This is a genomic window from Rhizobium zaerense, assembly GCF_051810725.1.
In the GTDB taxonomy this organism is placed as follows: domain Bacteria; phylum Pseudomonadota; class Alphaproteobacteria; order Rhizobiales; family Rhizobiaceae; genus Rhizobium; species Rhizobium leguminosarum_I.
This window is the reverse complement of the sequence record NZ_CM132690.1, coordinates 482,399-505,405: the sequence shown is the minus strand read 5'-3', so window position 1 is coordinate 505,405 and position 23,007 is coordinate 482,399. Positions and strand designations below refer to the sequence as shown.

At 61.6% G+C, this 23,007-nt stretch carries 16 protein-coding genes; 4 read left to right on the top strand and 12 right to left on the bottom strand.

From position 1 onward, the window contains the following. Nucleotides 1-3 precede the first annotated feature (3 nt). The 3 genes from trpA to ACS4RR_RS02495 all read left to right on the top strand — a co-directional run bounded on the left by trpA (nucleotide 4) and on the right by ACS4RR_RS02495 (nucleotide 3,268). On the top strand, nucleotides 4-843 hold the full coding sequence (gene trpA / locus ACS4RR_RS02505; RefSeq protein ID WP_162114942.1) for a tryptophan synthase subunit alpha: 840 nt from the start codon (nucleotides 4-6) through the stop codon (nucleotides 841-843). 139 nt (nucleotides 844-982) lie between these two features. Further along, on the top strand, nucleotides 983-1,888 hold the full coding sequence (gene accD, locus ACS4RR_RS02500) for an acetyl-CoA carboxylase, carboxyltransferase subunit beta (protein ID WP_260297432.1): 906 nt from the start codon (nucleotides 983-985) through the stop codon (nucleotides 1,886-1,888). Between the two features lie 27 nt (nucleotides 1,889-1,915). After that, nucleotides 1,916-3,268 (top strand): bifunctional folylpolyglutamate synthase/dihydrofolate synthase, encoded by a 1,353-nt coding sequence (locus ACS4RR_RS02495; RefSeq protein WP_260297433.1) that lies wholly within the window; start codon nucleotides 1,916-1,918, stop codon nucleotides 3,266-3,268. Between the two features lie 74 nt (nucleotides 3,269-3,342). On the opposite strand, the gene trxA is transcribed toward ACS4RR_RS02495, so the two are convergent. The 12 genes from trxA to ACS4RR_RS02435 all read right to left on the bottom strand — a co-directional run bounded on the left by trxA (nucleotide 3,343) and on the right by ACS4RR_RS02435 (nucleotide 20,970). Next, nucleotides 3,343-3,663 carry a thioredoxin gene (gene trxA, locus ACS4RR_RS02490; RefSeq protein WP_003544118.1) on the bottom strand — a complete coding sequence of 107 codons (321 nt, stop codon included), beginning with the start codon at nucleotides 3,661-3,663 and terminating at the stop codon, nucleotides 3,343-3,345. 75 nt (nucleotides 3,664-3,738) lie between these two features. After that, complete coding sequence (addA, locus tag ACS4RR_RS02485; RefSeq protein ID WP_456189675.1) at nucleotides 3,739-7,290, bottom strand: double-strand break repair helicase AddA; 3,552 nt, start codon at nucleotides 7,288-7,290, stop codon at nucleotides 3,739-3,741. After that, nucleotides 7,283-10,474, bottom strand: coding sequence for a double-strand break repair protein AddB (addB, locus tag ACS4RR_RS02480; protein WP_456189674.1), 3,192 nt, complete (start codon nucleotides 10,472-10,474; stop codon nucleotides 7,283-7,285). Before addB ends, addA begins: the two co-directional genes overlap by 8 nt. A gap of 3 nt (nucleotides 10,475-10,477) precedes the next feature. Beyond that, nucleotides 10,478-11,209 (bottom strand): nucleotidyltransferase family protein, encoded by a 732-nt coding sequence (locus ACS4RR_RS02475; RefSeq protein ID WP_456189673.1) that lies wholly within the window; start codon nucleotides 11,207-11,209, stop codon nucleotides 10,478-10,480. 13 nt (nucleotides 11,210-11,222) lie between these two features. Next, entirely contained in the window at nucleotides 11,223-12,740 is a 1,518-nt protein-coding gene (gene tsaE / locus ACS4RR_RS02470; RefSeq protein WP_456189672.1) for a tRNA (adenosine(37)-N6)-threonylcarbamoyltransferase complex ATPase subunit type 1 TsaE, read from the bottom strand. Beyond that, nucleotides 12,737-15,322 carry a sensor histidine kinase gene (locus tag ACS4RR_RS02465; RefSeq protein WP_456189671.1) on the bottom strand — a complete coding sequence of 862 codons (2,586 nt, stop codon included), beginning with the start codon at nucleotides 15,320-15,322 and terminating at the stop codon, nucleotides 12,737-12,739. The genes tsaE and ACS4RR_RS02465 overlap by 4 nt, the downstream gene beginning before the upstream one ends. Nucleotides 15,323-15,525: 203 nt before the next feature. Next, nucleotides 15,526-16,926, bottom strand: a complete 1,401-nt coding sequence (gene ahcY, locus ACS4RR_RS02460) for an adenosylhomocysteinase (RefSeq protein ID WP_017965981.1) — start codon at nucleotides 16,924-16,926, stop codon at nucleotides 15,526-15,528. A 156-nt stretch (nucleotides 16,927-17,082) separates the two neighbouring features. Further along, nucleotides 17,083-17,358 carry an HPr family phosphocarrier protein gene (locus tag ACS4RR_RS02455; protein ID WP_003544133.1) on the bottom strand — a complete coding sequence of 92 codons (276 nt, stop codon included), beginning with the start codon at nucleotides 17,356-17,358 and terminating at the stop codon, nucleotides 17,083-17,085. A 9-nt stretch (nucleotides 17,359-17,367) separates the two neighbouring features. Next, nucleotides 17,368-17,769 carry a PTS sugar transporter subunit IIA gene (locus ACS4RR_RS02450; protein ID WP_003544139.1) on the bottom strand — a complete coding sequence of 134 codons (402 nt, stop codon included), beginning with the start codon at nucleotides 17,767-17,769 and terminating at the stop codon, nucleotides 17,368-17,370. 150 nt (nucleotides 17,770-17,919) lie between these two features. Next, nucleotides 17,920-18,372, bottom strand: coding sequence for an HPr kinase/phosphorylase (locus ACS4RR_RS02445; protein WP_170260868.1), 453 nt, complete (start codon nucleotides 18,370-18,372; stop codon nucleotides 17,920-17,922). Then, nucleotides 18,369-20,159 (bottom strand): sensor histidine kinase, encoded by a 1,791-nt coding sequence (locus ACS4RR_RS02440; protein ID WP_162114934.1) that lies wholly within the window; start codon nucleotides 20,157-20,159, stop codon nucleotides 18,369-18,371. Before ACS4RR_RS02440 ends, ACS4RR_RS02445 begins: the two co-directional genes overlap by 4 nt. 76 nt (nucleotides 20,160-20,235) lie before the next feature. After that, entirely contained in the window at nucleotides 20,236-20,970 is a 735-nt protein-coding gene (locus tag ACS4RR_RS02435) for a response regulator transcription factor (RefSeq protein WP_206119754.1), read from the bottom strand. Between the two features lie 337 nt (nucleotides 20,971-21,307). Here ACS4RR_RS02435 and ACS4RR_RS02430 point away from each other — a divergent pair, with 337 nt between their 5' ends. Beyond that, nucleotides 21,308-22,918 (top strand): phosphoenolpyruvate carboxykinase, encoded by a 1,611-nt coding sequence (locus tag ACS4RR_RS02430; RefSeq protein ID WP_456189670.1) that lies wholly within the window; start codon nucleotides 21,308-21,310, stop codon nucleotides 22,916-22,918. Nucleotides 22,919-23,007 lie beyond the last annotated feature (89 nt).

Here is a 23,007-nt window from a genome sequence, read left to right as displayed (position 1 = left end):
GACATGACCGCACGCATGGACAAACGCTTTGCCGAGCTGAAGGCCGAGGGCCGTCCGGCGCTTGTGACCTATTTCATGGGCGGCGATCCTGACTACGACACCTCGCTCGGCATCATGAAGGCGCTGCCGGAAGCGGGCTCCGACATCATCGAACTCGGCATGCCCTTTTCCGACCCGATGGCCGACGGCCCAGCGATCCAGCTCGCCGGCCAGCGGGCGCTCAAAGGCGGCCAGACGCTGAAGAAGACGCTGCAGCTGGCAGCCGATTTCCGCAAGACCAACGATGCGACGCCGGTCGTGATGATGGGTTACTACAACCCGATCTATATTTACGGCGTCGAGAAATTCCTCGACGACGCGCTCGTCGCCGGTATCGACGGCCTGATCGTCGTCGATCTGCCGCCGGAGATGGATGACGAACTCTGCATTCCGGCGATCCGCAAAGGCATCAATTTCATCCGGCTGGCGACGCCGACGACGGATGAGAAGCGCCTACCGAAGGTACTGAAGAACACATCCGGCTTCGTCTACTACGTCTCGATGAACGGCATCACTGGTTCGGCGTTGCCCGATCCGTCGCTGGTGTCGGGCGCGGTCCAGCGCATCAAGCAGCATACCAAGCTGCCCGTCTGCGTCGGCTTCGGCGTCAAGACGGCGGAACATGCAAAGGTCATCGGCGGTTCCGCCGACGGCGTCGTCGTCGGCACCGCGATCGTCAATCAGGTCGCGACCAGCTTGACGCATGACGGAAAGGCAACGGCGGACACCGTTCAGGCGGTTGCCACGCTGGTGCGCGGCCTTTCCACGGGAACACGTTCGGCGCGCCTTGTTGCTGCCGAATAGTTTGCCCACATTGGCAATAAAGCATGTCGCGCAAAAGCGTGCAGCGGTTTTGCGGCAACGATATGCGGGAAACCAGAACCTACGGCGTGGCAGCGAATGAAAGAACGCGACGCGCTTTAGACTATCAGGAGTATTCGAGTTGAACTGGATCACCAACTACGTTCGCCCGCGGATCAATTCCATGCTGGGCCGTCGCGAAGTGCCGGAGAACCTCTGGATCAAGTGCCCGGAAACGGGCGAGATGGTCTTCCACAAGGACCTGGAAGGCAACAAATGGGTCATTCCGGCGTCCGGTTATCATATGAAGATGCCGGCCAAGGCCCGCCTGACCGATCTTTTCGACAATGGCGAGTTCGAATCGCTGCCGCAGCCGAAGGTCGCGCAGGATCCGCTGAAGTTCCGCGATTCGAAGAAATATAGCGATCGCTTGCGCGACAGCCGCCTGAAGACCGAACAGGAGGATACGATCCTTGCCGGCGTCGGAAAGGTGCAGGGACTGAAACTCGTGGCCGTCGTGCACGAATTCAACTTTATCGGCGGTTCGCTCGGCATGGCCGCCGGCGAGGCGATCGTCAAGGCTTTCGAGCGTGCGACATCTGAAAAGTGCCCGCTGGTGATGTTCCCCGCTTCCGGCGGTGCGCGCATGCAGGAAGGCATCCTGTCGCTGATGCAGCTGCCGCGCACGACGGTTGCCGTCGACATGCTGAAGGAATCCGGGCAGCCCTATATCGTCGTGCTGACCAACCCGACGACCGGTGGCGTCACGGCCTCCTATGCCATGCTTGGCGATATTCACCTGGCTGAGCCCGGCGCCGAAATCGGCTTTGCCGGCAAACGTGTGATCGAGCAGACGCTGCGTGAAAAACTGCCCGAAGGCTTCCAAACCGCCGAATATCTGCTGGAGCATGGTATGGTCGATATGGTCGTCAAACGTCACGATATTCCGGAAACGCTGGCGCGCCTCTTGAAGATCCTGACGAAGAAGCCTGTTACTGTGGCGAACGACATGAATAGCGGCGCGATTGCTCTGGCGGCGAGCGCCTGATAACCGACAAGCAGGCGGGGTGCCGAATTGATACCCAGAGGCCAAACCGCGGTGAGCGAGGCAGCACAGGAGATCGACAAGCTCATGGGATTGCATCCCAAGGGCTTTGATCTGTCTCTCGATCGCATCACCCGTCTTCTCGATATGCTCGGCAATCCGCACAGGAAACTGCCGCCGGTTATCCATGTCGCCGGCACCAACGGCAAGGGGTCGGTCACCGCCTTCTGCCGCGCTTTGCTCGAAGCCGGCAGCTACAGCGCTCATGTCCACACCTCGCCGCATCTCGTCAATTGGCACGAACGGTACCGCATCGGCGTCAAGGGCGGACGCGGACAGCTTGTCGACGACGCTGTCTTTGCCGAGGCCGTGCGTCGGGTAGCCGATGCCAATGCAGGACAGCACATCACCGTCTTTGAAATCCTGACGGCGGTTACTTTCATCCTGTTTTCGGAACATCCGGCCGATGCCGCGATCATCGAAGTCGGTCTCGGCGGCCGCTTCGACGCCACCAATGTCATCTCCGATCCGGCCGTCTCGGTAATCATGCCGATCTCGCTGGATCACCAGCCTTATCTCGGCGACAGGGTCGAGTTGATCGCGGCCGAAAAGGCCGGCATCATGAAGCCGGGCTTTCCCGTTGTCATCGGTCATCAGGATTATGACGCAGCACTTGACGTACTGATGTCGACGGCCGAACGGCTGCATTGCCCGAGCGCCGTCTTCGGGCAGGATTTCATGGCGCATGAGGAATATGGCCGGCTTGTTTACCAGGACGAGTTCGGTCTTGCCGACCTGCCGCTGCCGCGCCTTCCTGGCCGGCATCAGTATGCCAATGCCGCCGCCGCCATTCGCGCCGTCAAGGCGGCGGGATTCATCGTCACCGAAACGATGATGGAAAAAGCGATGAGTTCGGTCGAATGGCCGGGCCGGCTGCAGCGTCTGAGCGAGGGCCGGCTGCTGTCGCATGCGCCCGCCGGCGCCGAGATCTGGATCGATGGCGGACATAATCCGGGGGCCGGCGAAGTGATCGCCGAAGCCATGGCCAATTTCGAGGAGCGCCAGTCTCGGCCGCTTTTCCTGGTTACCGGCATGATCAATACGAAGGATCCGGTCGGCTATTTCAAGGCCTTTACCGGCTTGGTCGAGAAGGTTTTCTGCGTGCCGATCCGCGGCAGCGAAGCGATGATCGACCCGGTGATATTGTCGAATGCCGCTTATGATGCCGGCCTGGTTGCCGAACCAATGTCGACGGTCGGCGATGCACTGGAAGCGATAAAAGCCGTCGTCGATCCGGAGGCATTGCCGCCGCGCATCCTGGTCGGCGGCTCTCTCTATCTCGTCGGCGACGTGCTTGCCGACAATGGCACGCCCCCGAAATGAAGGCTGCAAAATGAAAAAAGCCCGGTCGAAGCCGGGCTTTTTCTTCAACGTGCTATGAATTAAGCGAATATCAATCAGGCAGCGCTCGAAATCCAGTTCGAAAGAGCCGTCTTTGGCTTTGCTCCGACCGAGATATCGGCAACTTCGCCGCCCTTGAAGATTGCAAGGGTCGGAATGGAGCGCACGCCGAACTGTGCGGCGAGTTCCGGGTTCTCATCGATGTTCAGCTTGGCGACCTTGACCTTGCCTTCCATCTCGACGGCTATTTCTTCGAGGCTCGGAGCAATCATCTTGCACGGGCCGCACCATTCGGCCCAGAAATCGACGACGACGGGTTCTGCGGATTCCAGAACTTCCGACTGGAAGTTATTGATATCGACTTTCACGGTAGCCACGGGCTGCTCCTTTAACGGAATTGGGTGTTGAACCACATGTGATGGTGCGGTGCCGAATTTTCAATGTCCGGTATTTCACTTTGTCTTGACCGCTGCAAGCGCCAAACCGAGCGCCTCTTCGCTCAACGTGAAGAGCGAGGCGTTCTCGGTATAGACAAGCATGCAGTCGATGGACTTATCGGGATAGAGCGGCGCCAGGATCTCCCGATAGATCGCCAGCTGCGCCCGGTGTGCGAAGGGGATGGCCTCCTCTGTCGCCGGCGGCACCCGATTGGTCTTGTAGTCGAGAATGACGACGCGATCGGCAAGAACGGCAAGCCGGTCGATGCGGCCGGAGACGGCATAGCGCCGGTCTTCGAGCGTCAATGTTCCCATGATCGACACCTCTGGCTGGGCCTGCGCACCGAGGACGGACTGAAGACCTTCCTCGTCCAATAGTTTCAGAACCGAATCGACAAGCTTGCGCCGTTCGGCTTCCGGCCAGAATCGAGCCGCTCGTTCAGCATAACGGCTCGCCGCATCAGGTCGTTCGCCAGGTGGAACTTCGGGAAGCGCCTGCAGCATGCGGTGGATCAGCCTGCCTTTCTCCAGTGAACGATCGCTGCGCTCCTTCTCGCCGAACAGCGGCGAAACGACCAGCAGGCCGCCTTCGTCCTCATCGATGATCGTCCCGGCGCCGGAGGGGCTGAGCGGCCGCGGCAGCTCAGCCTGCGGCGGCAATGGCCGCAAAAGGCCATCCGGCAAGGTCTCCTCGCTGCCGCGCTCCTCGCTGCGGTCGATACGCTCAAAGCTTCGTTCCACCCGCGGCACGCGCCATTTGATGCCCGGCCATTCCCCATCGGGACCGGAGAACGTGGTCGCCTCCACATGCGGATGGTCGTCGCGCAGCGCCGTCGAAATCATCATATGCCAAGTATCGTTGTTCACACGTACGCCACGATAGCCGCAGACGACCAGCCGGTCGGCCGCGCGCGTCATGGCGACATAGAGCAACCGGCGATATTCCTCTTCCGCCAGCATCTGGATACGCGTCGCATCGTCCTGGGTCAGCGAGTTGGCGAGATCGGAGACAGGAACCCAGACGGGCATCGGCGGCTCGTCGGGACCGGTCTCGATCAGGCGAAGCTTCGGCAGATGCGTATGCGTAAAGGCCTTCGAACCGCCGTCGACGAGGAAAACGATCGGCGCTTCAAGACCCTTGGAGGCATGCACCGTCATGATGCGCACCTCGTTGCGTCCCTTGTCCTGCTCGCGTTTCACTACGGGCGCCTCGAGCTCCAGCGTCGAGATGAAGGATTGCAGCCCGGGAAGACCGGAGCTTTCGTGGTCGAGTGTGAAGGTCAAGAATTCGTCGAGGATATCGCTGACTTCGGTCCCGAGACGGGCAAGGAATTGCCGCCGCCCGCCATGACTGCCCAGCACACGCGCATAGAAATCATGAACGGACAGGCGCCTGGACTGCCGGAGAAACAGCTCCAGCCTCTCGACGGCTGCACGGAAACGTTCGGTGCCGTCGGCGGCGAAGCTTTTCAGATGGCTCCAAACGCTCTCATTGTCGCTGCGTAGCGCGGCAACCGCAAAGATGTCGTCCTCGGAGAGATCGAAAAGCGGGCTCTTGAGCACGGCGGCGAGCGAAAGGTCGTCTTCCGGTAGAAGCAGGAAACGGCCGAGCGCCAGCAGATCCTGCACGGCGATATGGCTGGTCAGCACCAGCCTGTCCGCGCCGGCGACCGGAATATCGCCGCGGCGTTTCAACGCCCGTGTCAACGCATTGACGAAGGCGTCGCGCTTGCGCACCAGCACCAGGATGTCGCCGGCCTCGATCAGGCGTTCCTTGCCTTTTTCGACGATCGTCTCGCGGCCAACAAGCGTGCCGATCGAATGGGCGATCCGCCGCGCGAGGATTGCGGCCGGCGCGCTTTCCGGCGTCGCGTCGAAGGGCGCCGTCCAGTCTTCTTCCTTCACCACCGCTTCCGGCGCAACCATCTCCCAGAGATCGACGGCGCCGGGATGTCCGATGCGGCTGGAGCGATGCACGACCGGTTCGTCAAGCGCGCTGAGGCCGCGCGCGTTCTCGGGCGCCTTGAAAATATGGTCGACGGCCTCGAGCACATCGGCGGTCGAACGGAACGACAGCGGTAGCCGCACGGAGGAAAAGCTCTGCCCGCTATCGGAAACTCGCCGCCGCGTTCGGTCGCTTTCCTCGGAAAAACGCTCTGGCCGCGCGCCCTGGAAAGAATAGATCGACTGCTTTTCGTCGCCGACGGCAAAGAGCGTGCGCACGATCGGCCGGGCACTTTCGCCGGAGAAGAAATCCCCGGCGAGCGACTGGATGACACTCCACTGGATCGGGCTGGTATCCTGCGCCTCGTCGACGAGGATATGGTCGATGCCGCGATCGAGCTTGTAGTGGATCCAGGGACCGACGCCACTTTTCATGAGCAGGTCGGCGGTGCGGGTGATCAGATCCTCGAAATCGAGCTGGCTGCGCTGCTTCTTCAACTCCTCGTAGTCGTGGTTCAGCCGATCGGCGAGCACGAGTGCTGCCTGCGTGGCGCCGTACACCCGCATCAGTTTCAGCCGGTCGCGGCTTGCTGCGACATGCGCGCGGGCAATGGCGATGGCGTCCGCCAGCTGCGGTGCCTCGGCAAGCATGGCCTTGACGAAGAATTGCGAGTCCGCCTTGGGCTCGCCCTTCATTGTCAGAAAGATTTTCTCGAGGAACTCAGCGCGCCTTGCGTCATCGCGCTCCCGCCCGGTGAGCCTGAGGCCGTAGGCAACCTCTTGCGCCTTCGTGCCACCCTTCTGGTCGGCCAGCGAGAGATAAAGCTCTAGCGTGCCGCCCGAAAGCCCCGGCAAAGGCCAATATTGCGCCGCGATCCGGCTTTCCGTGTCGCCGGCTGCAAGGCCAAGCCTTTTGCGCAGGACCTTCTCCACACCGCCCTGCTGTTCGGCCGTCGCGGTAAAACGACGAATGGCGTTGCGGTTGGCAACGATGTCGCCGAGCAGGTTTTCCAGTCCGGATTCGTCGCCGAGGTTGAGCACGTAGGTGAATGCCTCGGCAAGGGTGCTGTCTCCCTCCGGCGCGGTTGCGGTCAGCAGCGCCCGGCGCGCATCGGAAAGCAGCGCCACCGCCGCGCGATCGTCGAGAACCGAGAAATGCCCGGCAACGTTGGCCTCCAGCGGGAACTGATGCAGAAGCGCTTCGCAAAAGGCATGAATCGTCTGGATCTTCAATCCGCCGGGCGTCTCCAGCGCCTTGGCAAACAACCGACGGGCCTCGGCAAGCTTCAGTCCGTCGGGAGCCGTACCCTCGATCTGCGCGATCCGCCGGCTAAGCTCTTCATCATCGAGCACCACCCACTCCGCCAGCCGTTCGAAAACGCGGTTCGACATTTCTGAGGCGGCAGCCTTGGTATAGGTGAGGCATAAAATGGCGGAGGGCCGCGAGCCCGCAAGCAGCAGCCGGATAACGCGCTGTGTCAGGACATGCGTCTTGCCGGACCCGGCATTGGCCGAGACCCATGCCGAACGCAACGGATCGGAGGCAATCGCCTGCTGAATTGTCGTCCAGCCGATCCAGGCACCCGGATCGTCGTCGTTGGGCAGGGCGGTCACATCACTCATCACCGCCCTCTTCGGTTTCGGCCGTCGACCATTCGGAGACGCGGGCGAGATGATCGTAGGCGCCGCCGAAATCGAATTGCTGGGCCGGGATCAGCCGAGAGGTGAAGCCTCTTTCGTTGGATTGCAGCAATCCGACGAACTTGACCAGCTGATCGATCGATTCGGCGGCGAGATCCATCGCCGATTTCGCTTTGTCGCTGCGGGCCGAGCTCTCGTTGTTGACGGTATCGACCTGGAAGCGGCTTCCGGGTCGCAGACGCACATAGAGAAGGTCCTGCGGCACGAGGCTGCCGGCATCGCGGAAGGCGCCGGCGTTCAGGGCTGCGGCCTCTAGAGCGAGCTGCGGATCGAGAAGCACGCGTGCCTGCGCCGGCGACGGATTGTAGCCGGTCTTGTAGTCGATGATGTCTGCCGAGTTTGGTCCTGTCATGTCAATCCGGTCTGCGACGCCAGTGAGCCGGATATTGATCGACTCCAGCTCCATGCCGCCCCGTACTTCCGTCAGCGTTTTCAGGATGCCATGTCGTCGTCCGGACTCCCATTCGAGGAAGGCGCGGGCCACTTCGCGAAAGCGCGGTCGCCACACGGCATCGATATGCGGCGGCAGTTTTTCCATGTCGAAAAGCTCGGAAAGGATACGCTCCATCGCCGCTGCCGCATCAGGCGTCCCGGCGATGTGAGCCTCGCGGATGAAGCGGTCGACGATCTTGTGGTAGAGCGTTCCGCGTTCGGCCGCTCCTGGATCGCGGTTGAACGCATCGACCGGGTCAAGCCGCAGGACACGGCGGGCATAGATGGCATAGGGATCACGGCGCAGCCGGCCGACTTCGCTGAAGGAATAGGATTTCGGCTGCAGTGCGAGCGGCGGTTTCGGCGAGGGTCGTTGCGCCGGCGCTTGGGCCTCACCCCGATCGATGAGCGCGGCCCATTGGAGAAACCGGTTGCCGCGACCCCTCAATTCCGCTTCGAACGCTTCTCCGCCGAGCGCCAGCAGCCGCTGCAGGCAACGCGAGGCGACGGTCGGCGTCGAGCCCTGGCGCAGCGCACGCGAATAGATCAGATGGCGGGTGCCGTTCGCCGTCTCGAAATCATGCGCCAGTTGGCCGATGCGCCGTTCCGGTGGCTCGAGGCCGATCTCCGTCTTCATCATGCGCGGAATGAAAGGATTATTGGCGGTCTGCCCCGGCCATGTGCCCTCGTTCAGTCCGCCGAGGATCAGCGTATCGACGCTCTGCAGGCGAGCTTCCAGCGTGCCGAAGATGAAAAGCCTGGGATGGCTGAGCGCCCGTGGCTTCACCGCATGACCGGCGGCAAGGGCTGCCATGATGTCGATCCATTGCGGTCCGTCGGCCTCCATCTGGCCGTCCGTATCGATCACTTCACCGAGCAGGGTGGCGAGGGCATCTCCCGCTTCGTTCGACCAGAGATCGGCGAGATTGCCTTGCGGATCGACCGCGACCGCTTCAAGCGAACGGCCGGTGCGCTCTGCCCATTCGGACAATGTGAAGCGCACTGTTCTTCCGCGATCTTCCGGCCGGTGCCGGATCAGCGCCGAAGCCAGAGGCTCGGTGGCTTGTGCGACCCGGCGGGCAAGGTCGTATGCGGCGTCGGCGGCATCGGGCGAAAGCGCTTTTCGCCATTGCGGCGCGTGCCTGTCGAGGGCCTGTTCGGCAAGTTGGTGCGTGAGCAGCGGTTCGAGCGTACTGATATCCACCTCTGCCACGCCGCCGCGCAGTGCCAGCAGCTCGAGCGCCTCAGTAGCGGAAATCAATGCACCGCGCTCGAGGCCGAAGCGGGCAAGCGGATGTTTGAGCAGCGAGATGATCGCCACCGGATCGCCCGGCCGCAGCGCTGCCTCCAGCAGCAATTGCAGCAAAGTGCCCTGCGGCATGGCCGAAAGCGGTGTGCCCGCCGAATCATCGGCGAGGATGCCGAAACGGGAAAGCTCGGCCATCACCCGCCGCGCGAGATTGCGGTCCGGAGTGATGAGTGCTGCCCGGCTCTCGCCGTCCTGTCCCGGCCTCTCTAGTGCAAGCCGGAGCGCGATGGCAATCGCGGTGGCTTCCTCGCGCTCATTGGCGGCTTCGATTATCGAGACATCAAAGAAGGCCGAAGTCAGTGCGCCGGTCGGGAGGTCGCTCTTCCACGCCCCCCAGTCGCTGGTCGCCTCCGCCGGGGCAAGGGCCCGCGACAGGATTTCGGCGCGCCGCTCAAGATCAGCCTCCGGTCTGTCGAGAAGCGTGACATCGGCGCGTGTCAGCTTCAGCCGCTTGAGCAGCACCGACAGGCCATATTGCGGATGGCTCCGGCTTGCGGGATTGGCGTGTTGGCCGGGCGCCGGTTCCGGCGTGACCATCTGCCAGTGCCTTTCGGGCATGGAGAGATCGAGACCTGGAAGCACGATCACTCCTTCCGGCAGATGGGCGACGGCGGCAATGAGATCGGCGGTGGCGGGAACGGAACCCGTCGAACCCGCGATGATGATCGGTCCAACGGGTTTCATCGCCGAAAGCCGACTTGCCTCCGCCCTGAGAATGGCGTTTCTGTGCCGCGCCGGCGAGGATTTGCCGAGTTCGGACAGCCGCCCGGGCCAGAAGGCGCTGGCGATCTGCAGGAACTCCGCCGTCAGCTGCCACCAGGCGGCATAATCGCCGGTATCGAGTTTTGACAGCTCCGACCAGTCGAGATCCTCGGTTTCGATGGAATCGATCAGCTCCGCAAGGTTGCGGGCGAGCCAGATCGCATCCGCCGGACTTGCGGGCGCAACCAGCGGTGAGTCTGAATGAATGTGGCGGACGATCTCCGGCAGCTTGTTTCGCCAGGCGAGGATCAGGCGCGCAAGCTCCAGCAGACGGGCGGTATTCGACAGCGGCTGGGCGAGATCAATCGTTGCCGGCAGTGCCTCGTCGAAATAGCCGCTATCGTCATCGGTTTCGCCGAGAGGACGGATAACCGGCAGGATCGCCGATCGGCCGCCGAGCAAATCGACGAATTCGGACCGCAGCACACGCACGGCGCGCCGGGTCGGCAGGTAGATCGTCACCCTGGCGAGCGATAGCGGATCATCGGCGTCGTGCCCGAAAAACGGCGTCAATCGGCCGTCGCAAAGTGTCGTCGCCAGCGTTTTCAGGAAAGAGAGACCTGCCGGGATCGTCAGGATGCGTGGCTGGTGCCGCTCCGCCATGGCTCACGCAAACGTCCGCAATCGCCGGATCGTTTCCTCCGCCTCGCCAACCGCGTCGGGCGTTCCCACAGTCAGCCAGTGACCTTCGAGCACGATGCCGAAAAGCCGTCCGCGCGCGATCGCCTTGTCGAAATAGATATTGAGGTTGAAAGCATCCTTCGGTGCATCGTCGAGCAACGACGGGTTCATGACGATCGCTCCGGCATAGACGACGGGATTGGACGGATCGTCACGATAACGCGTCAGCCGACCATCGGCTGCGAGACTGAAGTCATTTTTGCCGTTGTGACCCGTCGTATCCTCGATCCCAACACAAAGCAGGGCCATATCCATGCGTTCGGCATCGAAGAATCCGGCTAAGCGCTGCAGGTTCGTCGGCCGGCCCGGCTGTTCGCCGATCCAGAAGAGATCGGCATTCATGACGAAGATATTGTCGCGGTCAAGCAGCCTCAGTCCCTTCGCCAGGCCGCCGCCGGAATTCATCAGCGCGTCCCGCTCGTCTGATATGAGGATGTCGAGGCCGTGATAATTCCCGAGATGTTCGAGCATCTGGTCGGCGTGGTGGTGAACGTTGACGACGGCGCGTTCGATGCCGGCCGCCACCAGGCAATCCAGCGCGTAGTCGATCATCGGCTTGCCGTCGATCTTCACCAGCGGCTTCGGGATCGTGTCGGTGATCGGGCGCATGCGGGTTCCGAGACCCGCGGCCAGTACCATGGCTTGTCTGATGGTCATTCTGATCCGAAACTTATGATCTGCTCCGGCCTATTCCAGCCCTTGCGCACCAATCGCGCAAGGGGGCAAGCGTTTCATGCTCAAGCGCGACGTTCAGATAGGAAAGCGTGCGCGGCATATGTTTCAGATAGCCCGGCTTGCCGTCGCGCTGCAACAGGCGCACCCAGAGGCCGGCAAGCTTGCAATTGCGCTGCGCCGACATGATCGCCCAGGCCTTCATAAATCCGGCTTCGTCGAAACCGCGCTCAGCGCGGCGAAGCGTCAGATAATCATCCATCAACTGCCGGAAGAGATCCGGCTCGATCGTCACACGCGCATCCTGGACGATCGAGGCGAGATCATAGGCCGTGGGGCCGATCATCGCGTCCTGGAAGTCGATGAGGCCGATCCGTTCGATGCCCTTCGCGTGCGCTCTCCAGATGATATTGGGCGAGTGGAAGTCGCGCAGCAGCAGGTTCTTCTCGGCCGTAGCAAGCTCGTCGACGAGCGCATCCCAGATCGCCAGATATTCCGCCCGTTCTGTTTCCGTTGCGGGAGCGCCTTGGCGCTTCCATGGCAGGTGCCAGTCGAGCACCAACTGCACCTCCATCTTCATCGCCGTGCGGTCGAAATCAGGAATATGGTGGATATGGCTCTTTCCAACCGGGATGTCCTGCGGAAATTTCAAGGCGTGCAGCCTGGCCAGGCAGGCAACGCTTTCGCGATAGCGTTCGATAATAGGCCGTCCCTGGGCATCCAGCACGCCCTCGCTGCCGAGATCTTCGATCAGCAGGATACCCTTGTTATAATCCACCTTGTAGACTTCGGGCGCCGCAAAACCGTCCTTGCGCAGCGCATCGGCGATCGCCACGAAGGGATAGGCGTTTTCGGCAAGATGAGCGACTTTGGGATAGGGTTTGCCGTCGAAAACCGGCGGGCCTTCAGCAAGCGGCGGCCAGTCCATCAGGATGATGCGTCGGTTCCCAGGTTGCGGATAGATCGCCTCATAGGCGCGCAGCGAGGCATCGCCGGTCAGGAATCGGCGTTTCGCTGCGGGGTAACCGGCGGTATCGAGGAACTCACGGATCGCCAGGACCCGGCGGATGCGTGAATTTTGCGCGCCAGCGGCTTCGATCGTCGCCCGCCGGCCGCTGCCTTCATGCGCCAGCGTCAGGGTGATGCGCTCCGCGGGCAGCTCGCTCTCCGCCATCTCAGGCCATTCGACGAGACAGATACCGTTCTGGAGGGCCTCGTCGAAGCCGAGTTCAGTCAATTCGGCAGGGTCGCCGAGCCGGTAGAGATCGAAATGCGAAAGGGGGATGCGCAGATCGTAGGATTGTACCAGCGTGAAGGTCGGGCTCGGGACTTCAAGCCCCTCGTCATCGGCCATGGCCCGCAGGATCGCCCGAGCGAGCGAGGATTTCCCTGCGCCGAGATCGCCGGAAAGGGCGAGGCAATCGCCGGCTTTCAAGGCCAGCGCCAGGTCCTCGCCGAGGCGGATGGTAGCCGCTTCGTCCTTCAGGAACAGCGAAATCGTATCATTGGTCGTCATTCGGCAGCGGCGGAATGCGGTACATTGACCGAGGGGATACGGCAGACGACCGTCGTGCCCTTGCCCGGCTCGCTGTCGATCGTCACGTCGCCATGATGCAGACTGACAAAGCTGTCGACGATTGAGAGGCCGAGGCCGGCGCCGCCGCGTTTGCCGCTTTTCGCCCCCGTGGCAAAACGGTCGAAGACGGTGGCGATCATGTCAGGTGAGATGCCGGGGCCGCGATCGCTGACGGAGAAAACGAAATCCGTGCCTTCGCGATGGCATTCCAGCGAGATCGAAGTGCCTTCGGGCGAGAAATTCGCCGCATTGGAAAGAAGCTTCAGCAGGATCTGCTTCAGCCGCTGCGGATCGGCAACGATCGAGCCGAGATAGGCGGGTGCCGTGATTTCAAGCGCAACGCCGCTTTCGTGGAGACGATCGGCGATCTGCATCGAGACGTCGTCGAGCAGATCGTTGAGATCGATATCCGCATAATTGAGGCGCATGATGCCGGCGTCGACGGTCGCAAGGTCGAGAATATCGTTGACGAGCGTCAAGAGAACCGAGGACGAGGTCGAGATATGGTCGATATATTCGGCCTGCCGTTCGGTGAGCGGCCCGACGCCCGGCGTGCGCAAGAGATCGGTGAAGCCGATAATGTTGGTCAGTGGCGAACGCAGTTCATAGGAAACATGCTGAACGAAATCGTTCTTCAGCTCGTCGGCCTTGCGCAACGCTTCGTTCTTCTCGGTCAGCGCGCGCTCGGCACGCACACTGTCGGTCATGTTGACGAAGGTCAGCATGGTCTGGGCGTTCGGCAGCGGAATGACGGCGTAGTCGAGCACGAGGCCGGAGAAGAGTTCCAGCGTTCCCTGACCCGAGCGGCGTTCGTCGTCGAAGCTGGTGATCAGTTCCGCGAAAGTCTTCCAGCCGTCCGGTCGGTCATAAGACTGGGTGCAGGCCTCGCCCAGCGCGCGGATATGGGTGCCGGGCTTGGCTTCGGTTTCGGTGATCCCCCAGAGCGCGCGGAAGGCCGGGTTGGAAAGTCGGATGCGCCCGTCCGGGCCGAACACCGCCACACCTTCGGAAAGATGGTCGATCGTTTCGCCCTGCACCTTGACCAGCGTGTTGTAGCGCGTTTCAAGATCGACCTGCTCGGTCAGATTTTCGAACACCCAGGTGGCGCCACCCTGCGGATGCGCGGTCGCAAAGACCCGCAGCGTCTGCCCGTTCGGCAGGTGCCAGAGATCCGTTTGCGTGTCGAGCGCGCGATAGACGGAAAGGGCTGATTCCTTCCAGCTTTTCCAGTTGAGTTGGTCCGGCAACTTCTTGGCTGCGCGCAGCCGCTCGAGCAACTCGCTATTATCGGGCCGGCCTTCGAGGAAGGCGATATCAAGCTCCCAGAGTGCGACGAAGGCCTGGTTGTAGAATTGCAGCCGGCGGTCGCCGTCGAAGATGGCGACGGGCGTGGCGAGATGATCGAGCGTTTCGGCATGGCTCTTCAGCGTCCGTTCCAGCTCGGCGCGCACCGCCTCTATGTCGGACACGTCGATCGCAATGCCGGCCGAGCCGCCTGGAACCCTGACGTCGACGACGTCGAAGAATGTGCGGTTGCCGTGCACGACCGTCGAGATCTTGTCGTGGAAGGGTGATTCCGGCGTCGTCGTGGCGCGAATGCGTTCGCGCGCCACGGTCGTCAGCATCTCACGGCCTTCATTGATCGCCTGCTGCGGCGATCGCGCCTCGACAGCCTCGCCATAGGCCTGGTTGACCCAGGTGAGGCGGCCCACCGGGTCGCGCTGCCAGGCCGGCATGTCGATCGCGTCCAGCATGGTCTGGAAGGCCGAGATCGAGGTCATCAGCCGGTCGCGCTCGATCCTGAGCTCGGCGAGCTCGGCGCGCAGATTGTTGAGCGCCACGAAACGGACAAAGGCGCGCCCGCCGGAAACCCGGCCCTGCGCCTCGAGGATTTCGTCGCGGATGGTTTCGACCACCATGTCGAAGCTCTGTGCCTCGTCGCGCAGCCGGTCGATCGCCTTTTCCAGCTCGGAAGCCGAGCGTGATTTCAGCCATAGGCCGAAGGCCAGGAATTCGCCGTCCTGCGGCGCGCCGGTTTCAGGCGGAAGCTGGCCGAGCAATTCGGGACGCGCATTGCCGTCCCAGATGACGATCCGCCGGTTTTTGTCGGCGATCAGAGCCTGGTATTGCGAAATGCGCTGCTGGGCATCGGAGAGCGCCGAGCGGATTTCCCGGCTCTCGTTTTCGAGGTTGCCACGCTGACGCACGAGCCACAGCGTCGACAGCAGTGCTGCCGATATGACGCCGATGACAACGGAAACACCGATCACTTGCGAGGATGTGAAGAGGTGAGCCGTGGCCGCCGCCTGCTGCTCCGCCTGTGCCAGGGCCGGCCGCGCCAGCGCGGCGAGCGCCGTGCCGGCCGCGCAGCTTTTCAGGAAGCGCGCCAATGGTCCGTGCTCTTGCTTTACGGCCTCGTGTGCCGTTGCAGATTTATATCCTTGACCTGCCATGAGCGGGCGGCGATGGGCGCGAGCGCCATCATCCGCCTGACCGGGCAGGCTGCTTTCTATTTCCGACATCCGCGGTATGTCTCCGTCCTTCAATGTGCCGCATTACGACAAGACATCCCATTTTCGCGACGGCCGGACAGGGTCCGGCGCCACGAATCAAGTCTTAAAACAATACTTCGGAAGGGAATCGGCGGGAAGGGAGCGCCCAAAAAATAAGCCGCGGCATTTGTCAATGCCGCGGCTTCTACATCTTGTGGATATTAACTATCGGATTAATATCTGTAGTGGTCGGACTTGAACGGGCCCTTCGGCGAGACGCCGATATAGGCAGCCTGTTCCGCGGAAAGCTCGGTCAGCTTCACGCCGAGCTTGTCGAGATGCAGGCGTGCGACCTTTTCATCGAGATGCTTCGGCAGGATATAGACCTGGTTGGAATACTGGTCGGGCTTGGTGAAAAGCTCGATCTGCGCCAGCGTCTGGTTGGTGAACGAAGCCGACATCACGAAGGACGGATGGCCGGTGGCGTTGCCGAGGTTGAGCAGGCGGCCCTCGGAAAGAAGAATGATGCGGTTGCCCTTGGGGAATTCGATCAGGTCCACCTGCGGCTTGACGTTGGTCCATTTGAGATTGCGCAATGCTGCGACTTCGATTTCGTTGTCGAAGTGACCGATATTGCCGACGATCGCCATATCCTTCATCGCCCGCATGTGGTCGATGCGGATGACGTCCTTGTTGCCGGTCGTTGTGATGAAGATATCGGCCGAGGAAACGACGTCCTCGAGCAGGACGACTTCATAGCCGTCCATCGCAGCCTGCAATGCGCAGATCGGATCGGCTTCGGTCACCTTGACGCGGGCGCCGGCGCCGGAGAGCGAAGCGGCAGAACCCTTGCCGACGTCGCCATAGCCGCAGACGACGGCAACCTTGCCGGCCATCATGACGTCGGTGCCGCGGCGGATGCCGTCGACCAGCGATTCCTTGCAGCCATATTTGTTGTCGAACTTCGACTTGGTGACCGAGTCGTTGACGTTGATCGCAGGGAAGGGCAGCAGGCCCTTCTGGCTAAGCTGGTAAAGGCGGTTGACGCCGGTCGTCGTTTCTTCGGTGACGCCCTTGATCGCATCGCGCTGTTTGGTGAACCAGCCAGGCGAAGCGGCAAGGCGCTTCTTGATCTGCGCGAAGAGGATTTCCTCTTCTTCGGAATGCGGATGAGACAGCACGTCCTCGCCGGCTTCGGCGCGGGCGCCAAGCAGGATGTACATGGTGGCGTCGCCGCCGTCATCGAGGATCATGTTGGAAAGGCCGCCGTCAGCCCACTGGAAGATCTTGTCGGTGTAGACCCAGTAATCTTGGAGCGACTCGCCCTTGATGGCGAAGACAGGCACGCCGGAAGCGGCGATCGCGGCAGCGGCATGATCCTGCGTCGAGAAGATGTTGCACGAGGCCCAGCGGACTTCGGCGCCGAGCGCGACCAGCGTTTCGATGAGCACGGCCGTCTGGATGGTCATGTGCAGCGAGCCGGTGATGCGCGCGCCCTTCAACGGCTTTGTCTGGCCGAATTCGGTGCGGCAGGACATCAGCCCCGGCATTTCGGTTTCGGCGATCGTAATTTCCTTGCGGCCGAAATCCGCAAGCCCGATATCGGCGACGACATAATCTTTTTCAGTGCTCATAGAGGCCTCCAGGCTGAAAAACGTCTCAAAATTGGCGCAGGCGCGAAGATGACCCACGTGCAAGCGCACGGCATGTCCGCCGTTTAGCAGGCTTCGCCGGTGATGGCAATAAGGATATAAAGAAGTCTTTATATGTTTATATGAACTCGTCGGAGCTCACATCTCCTCGCCGAACCTGTTCTGGATCAGCTGATCCAGCGCCTCCAGCGCTTCCTCGGCCTGGCTGCCGCTCGCCGAGACGACGACGCTCGAGCCGGGGCTTGCCGCAAGCATCATCAGCCCCATGATGGAGGTGCCGCCGACCGTCATTCCGTCCTTGGAAACGGTGATGGCGGCATCGAAGGTCTCGACCATCTGCACGAATTTGGCGGAAGCGCGCGCGTGAAGACCGCGCTTGTTGATGATAAGGAGTTCCCGGGAGAGCGATGTCATGAATGCCCGTTATTTTCCGCTGAGCACGCGGCTCGCGACATTGATATATTTCCGCCCGGCTTCGGAGGCCTCCACCAGCGCCTTCTCCATGTTGTTCTCGCCGCGCACCCCGGCAAGCTTGATCAACATCGGCAGGTTGACGCCGGCAATGACTTCGGTATGGCCGCTGCTCATGACTGATATGGCAAGATTGGACGGCGTGCCGCCGAACATGTCGGTCAGGATGACGACGCCGTGGCCATCATCGGCACCGGAAACGGCTTCCAGAATGTCTTGCCGTCTCTGGTCCATGTCGTCTTCGGGGCCAATGCAGACCGTCTCGATGAATTTCTGAGGACCGACGACGTGCTCGACAGCATGACGAAACTCTTCAGCCAGCTTGCCATGAGTGACAAGCACAAGTCCGATCATGATATTACTGCTCCCATATACGCAAACGGTGGCCCCAATATCGCAATGCAGCAATTACGTCCACCGGTGGGGGCACATCTTGGCTATGAAAAGCCGAAGTGCAAGATAAAAATGCGAATATATAAGGCAGATTGACCAATCCGGAAGGCCTCAGCGCCCGATATCCGGCACTTTTGCCATCAGGATCGCAAGGGGTGAGGAAACGCCTGTGAGCAACCGCAATGCGGGAAGCGAAAAACCGGCGGCAAGGTTCACCATTTCGCCCTCGGGAGGCACCCGGTTTTCACCGGTAGCGCTGCCGGGAAGCACGGCATAATGCATGGCCGCCCTGGGAATATGGTCCTGACGAACGATGCCGGTGCCGCGAAGTTCGATCAGCCCGGCGATCGACGGCGGGCATGCGGCGATTACCGCGCCGGCCTCTCTTGAGAGAAGAACCTGGTCGTCGGCGACCAGCGCCGTGAAAAGACCGAGCCGGCGCGCCTCGGTCATGCAGGTGAAGGCCAGCATCGATTTTCCCCAGCCGGAGGGGCCGCTGAATAGCAGCCCCGTCTTGCCAACGACGATCGCCGTCGCATGGACGTTGAAACCTGCCTCGGTCATGCTGCGGCGCCGATTGGCAAAGAGAGGATGAAGCGCGCGCCGAGTATATGCCCGCTCTCGGCATCGGTGATGTTTTCGGCTCTCAGCGAACCGCCATGCGCTTCGGCGATCTGCCGGCTGATCGACAGGCCGAGCCCCGAATTCTGGCCGAAGCCTTCCGCCTCCGGCCGGTCCGTATAAAAGCGCTCGAAGATACGGTCGATATTTTCCGCCTGGATGCCGGGGCCGTTGTCTTCGATCGTTGTGACGCAGCGCGAGCGTGTCCGCACCAGCCGCACGGTAATCTTGCCGCCTTGCTCGGGTACGAACGAGCGGGCATTCTCGATCAGGTTGGCGATGATCTGGCCGATGCGCAGATCGTGGCCGTTGACGACAAAGCGCGTCTTGACGTTCGGTTTGCGTTCGACGGCATATTCGATCTGCACTTGCTTCTTGCTGCTCCTGACCTGGCGTGACACCTCGATGAGGTCGCGCAGCAGCACCTCCATGTCGATCGAGCCGGCATCGACGCGCGCGAGTTCCGCATCAAGGCGCGAAGCGTCGGAGATATCGCTGATCAGCCGGTCGAGGCGGCGGACGTCATGCTGGATGACGTCCATCAGCCGTTTCTTGGAATCGTCGGATTTGGCAAGTGGCAGCGTTTCGACGGCGCTACGCAGCGAGGTCAGCGGATTCTTGAGCTCGTGGCTGACATCCGCCGCGAAACTCTCGATCGCATCGATGCGGTCGTAGAGCGCCGTCGTCATCTCGCGCAGTGCAATGGAAAGATTACCGATCTCATCCTGGCGGGCGGAGAAGTCGGGGATCTCTTCACGCGCCTTGGCCCCACGCCGGACGCGGATGGCAGCCGCCGAAAGGCGGCGCAGCGGATTGGCGATGGTCGATGAAAGCACCAGCGACAGCAGCACGTTGACGAGTGTTGCGACGCCGAAGACGCGCATGATGGCAAGCCGCTCTGCATGAACGATATTGTCGATGTCGCCCGCCTGCGTCGACAGCAGCAGCACCCCGAGCACGGCGCGGAAACGCTGGATCGGCACGGCGACGGAAACGATGAGTTCGCCTTTTTCGGTGGTGCGCACGACCGCACCGCGCACGCCGGTCAGCGCGTTCATCACTTCGGGATAGATCGAGCCATCACCGCCCGGCGCTTCCTTGTAGAGCGGCAGATTGCCGGGCTGCAGCGCCTTGTTGAACAGAGTGGCGAACCACTCGCTCCAGGTCTGTTTCTCCTCTTCAACCGGCGGCAGGTCGAAGCGCAGCACCTGGCCGCGCGAATAGAGATGGCGCGAATCGAGCAACAAATTGGCGTCGGCATCGAAGATGCGGGCGCGTGTACGCGTCGGAGAGATCAGCCGGCGCAGCACCGGCGCGACCTTTTCAGGATCGATCGGGAATTCGAGGTCCTCGTCGTTCGGCACCGGGGTGATGCTCTGGCCGGCCTGTAGCTCGAGCAGCTTCTGCGGATCGATGGTGATCGAGTTGGTATCGACCGACGCGGAGGCCGAAATGGCGCCGGCGATGATTTCGCCCTGCGTCAAAAGGCTTTCGGCGCGGGCGTCGATCAATCCCTCGCGAAACTGGTTGAGATAGAGGATGCCGCCGACGAGCACCACGAGCGCGACGAGATTGAAGAACAGGATGCGCCGCGTCAGGCTTGAAAAGACGGCATTGCCGAAGATCCGGCGGATCAGCGTGAAGGGATGCGACCAACGGCGGCCTCGGACGCGACGGGTGCTCACGCCCTCCGCGTCGTCCAGATCCCTTTCCTGCACCAACTGTGCCAATGACAGGCCCTTTCGAAAGGTTGGGCCGGATAAACCGGCCGGCAACCTTCAATATCTCCAGCTGTGCCGCTCGGGCTCAAGCTGCTTCGCGGAAGCGGTATCCCACTCCGTAGAGTGTTTCAATCATATCAAAGTCGGTGTCGACCATCTTGAATTTCTTGCGCAGCCGCTTGATGTGGCTGTCGATGGTCCGGTCGTCGACATAGACCTGTTCGTCATAGGCTGCGTCCATCAGCGCGTCGCGGCTTTTGACGACGCCGGGGCGCTGCGCCAGCGAATGCAGGATCAGGAATTCGGTCACCGTCAGCGTCACGGCCTCGCCTTTCCAGGTGCAGGTGTGGCGCTCCTGGTCCATGACCAGCTGCCCGCGCTCCAGTGAGCGGGCCTGCTGGACCGCACCGGTCTTCGGCGCGCCGGTGGGGCTCGTGCCGGCGGCGGCAGCTTCGCGGCTGGACGCGCGGCGCAGGACGGCGCGCACGCGCTCCACCAGCAGACGCTGCGAAAACGGTTTGGTGATGAAATCGTCGGCGCCCATCTTCAGGCCGAAGAGTTCATCGATCTCCTCATCCTTGGAGGTGAGGAAGATGACGGGAATGTCCGACTTCTGCCGCAGGCGGCGCAACAGTTCCATGCCGTCCATGCGCGGCATCTTGATGTCGAAGATCGCCAGCTGCGGCGGTCGCGCCAGCAGGCCGTCGAGCGCCGAGGCACCGTCCGTATAGGTCTCGACCTTATATCCTTCAGCCTCCAGTGCGATCGACACCGAGGTAAGGATGTTGCGGTCGTCATCAACGAGCGCGATTGTCGCCATGGTGTTGGTCTCCGTCATCAGTGCGCATTCTCCCGGATTTGCTCTCCCCAGGCGGTCTCAGTGACCGGATGCGCTTATGGAGGATAAAGGTGGAACAAATTGTGGCAAAGATAAAGGGGAGGATTGTCGCAAAATTCGCCGGTAATCTCAGGTGGCGCTTCCAAATGTTTAAACGCGACCCATTCAAACGATTTAAAATTGAGATGATAAATTTAAATCGATTAATTATTTGATATCACTGCATTTTCTCCAATTTTCGATCTTGTGTTTTAAAATTTCTGCCCGTATTTTCACGCTCAGTTTTAACGGCAACGAGCCTGAGCGAAGGGAACTAGCCATGGAAATGTTCGGAGTTCATAACCCGGCAATAGAGCTGGCAACGGTTGGATTGGGCGGCGCAGCCAGCGTTCGCTACAACTTTTCCGCCGCCGCGCTCTATGAAGAAGCGATCCGCCGGGGCGAAGCCGAACTGACCGCTCAGGGTGCGCTGCGGGCTCTCACCGGCCAGCACACGGGCCGTTCGCCACGCGACAAGTTCGTCGTTCGCGATATCAATACCGATGGCGAAATCTGGTGGGACAACAACAAGCCGATCTCGCCGGAGCATTTCGCCGTGCTGCGCGACGATATGCTGGCGCATGCCGCAGGCAAGGAGCTTTTCGTCCAGGATCTCGTCGGCGGCGCGGAGGAAGGTCATGCCCTGCCGGCCCGCGTCGTGACCGAATTCGCCTGGCATTCGCTGTTCATCCGCAATCTGCTGATCCGCCCCGACGCCGCAGCGCTGTCGAGCTTCATCCCGAAGCTGACGATCATCGATTTGCCGAGCTTCAAGGCCGATCCGGCTCGCCACGGCTGCCGTTCGGAAACGGTGATCGCCTGCGATCTCACCAACGGTCTCGTCCTCATCGGCGGCACTTCCTATGCCGGCGAAATGAAGAAATCGGTCTTCACCGTGCTCAACTACCTGCTGCCGGCCAATGGCGTGATGCCGATGCACTGCTCGGCCAATGTCGGCCCGGAGGGTGACGCGGCGGTCTTCTTCGGCCTTTCCGGCACGGGCAAGACGACGCTTTCGGCCGATCCGGCCCGGACGCTGATCGGTGACGACGAACATGGCTGGAGCGAAAACGGCATCTTCAACTTCGAAGGCGGCTGCTACGCCAAGACCATCCGCCTTTCGGCCGAAGCCGAGCCGGAAATCTATGCGACGACACAGCGTTTCGGCACCGTGTTGGAAAACGTCGTGCTGAACGAAAGCCGCGAGCCGGATTTCAACGACGCGTCGCTGACCGAGAACACCCGTTGCGCCTATCCGATGGATTTCATCCCGAACGCTTCGGAAACGGGCCGTGCCGGGCATCCGAAGACGATCATCATGTTGACCGCCGATGCCTTCGGCGTCATGCCGCCGATCGCCCGATTGACGCCTGACCAGGCGATGTATCACTTCCTCTCCGGCTACACCGCCAAGGTGGCCGGCACAGAAAAGGGTGTCGTCGAGCCGGAAGCGACCTTTTCCACCTGCTTCGGCGCGCCCTTCATGCCGCGGCATCCGGCCGAATACGGCAATCTGCTCAAGGAGCTGATTGGTCGTCATGGCGTCCAATGCTGGCTTGTCAATACCGGCTGGACCGGCGGTGCCTACGGCACCGGCAAGCGCATGCCGATCAAGGCGACGCGCGCGCTTCTCGCTGCCGCCCTGACCGGCGAACTTGGACAGGCCGAATTCCGTGCCGACACCAATTTCGGCTTCGCCGTGCCGGTCTCCGTCGACGGCGTCGACGGCAGCATTCTCGATCCGCGCTCGACCTGGACCGATAAGGCAGCCTATGACGCGCAGGCCGAAAAGCTGGTCTCGATGTTCATCGCGAACTTCGCCAAGTTCGAAAATCATGTCGACGGCGGCGTCCGCGATGCCGCCCCCGGCGTCAAGGTCGCTGCCGAATAAGACGAAATTTCTGACTCACGTGAAACCCGGCATCGCAGGATTGCCGGGTTTTTCTTGATGACGGCCGATATTTTCAATTCGCCGCTGAT

Excerpts from the sequence above, each read along its gene's own strand:
- ACS4RR_RS02455 (WP_003544133.1), bottom strand. The coding sequence starts at position 17,358 with ATGACATCGCTCTCCCGGGAACTCCTTATCATCAACAAGCGCGGTCTT.
- ahcY (WP_017965981.1), bottom strand. The coding sequence starts at position 16,926 with ATGAGCACTGAAAAAGATTATGTCGTCGCCGATATCGGGCTTGCGGAT.
- ACS4RR_RS02435 (WP_206119754.1), bottom strand. The coding sequence starts at position 20,970 with ATGGCGACAATCGCGCTCGTTGATGACGACCGCAACATCCTTACCTCG.
- addB (WP_456189674.1), bottom strand. The coding sequence starts at position 10,474 with ATGGCGGAGCGGCACCAGCCACGCATCCTGACGATCCCGGCAGGTCTC.
- addA (WP_456189675.1), bottom strand. The coding sequence starts at position 7,290 with ATGAGTGATGTGACCGCCCTGCCCAACGACGACGATCCGGGTGCCTGG.
- ACS4RR_RS02465 (WP_456189671.1), bottom strand. The coding sequence starts at position 15,322 with ATGTCGGAAATAGAAAGCAGCCTGCCCGGTCAGGCGGATGATGGCGCT.
- ACS4RR_RS02475 (WP_456189673.1), bottom strand. The coding sequence starts at position 11,209 with ATGACCATCAGACAAGCCATGGTACTGGCCGCGGGTCTCGGAACCCGC.
- ACS4RR_RS02445 (WP_170260868.1), bottom strand. The coding sequence starts at position 18,372 with ATGACCGAGGCAGGTTTCAACGTCCATGCGACGGCGATCGTCGTTGGC.
- ACS4RR_RS02450 (WP_003544139.1), bottom strand. The coding sequence starts at position 17,769 with ATGATCGGACTTGTGCTTGTCACTCATGGCAAGCTGGCTGAAGAGTTT.
- ACS4RR_RS02430 (WP_456189670.1), top strand. The coding sequence starts at position 21,308 with ATGGAAATGTTCGGAGTTCATAACCCGGCAATAGAGCTGGCAACGGTT.
- tsaE (WP_456189672.1), bottom strand. The coding sequence starts at position 12,740 with ATGACGACCAATGATACGATTTCGCTGTTCCTGAAGGACGAAGCGGCT.
- trpA (WP_162114942.1), top strand. The coding sequence starts at position 4 with ATGACCGCACGCATGGACAAACGCTTTGCCGAGCTGAAGGCCGAGGGC.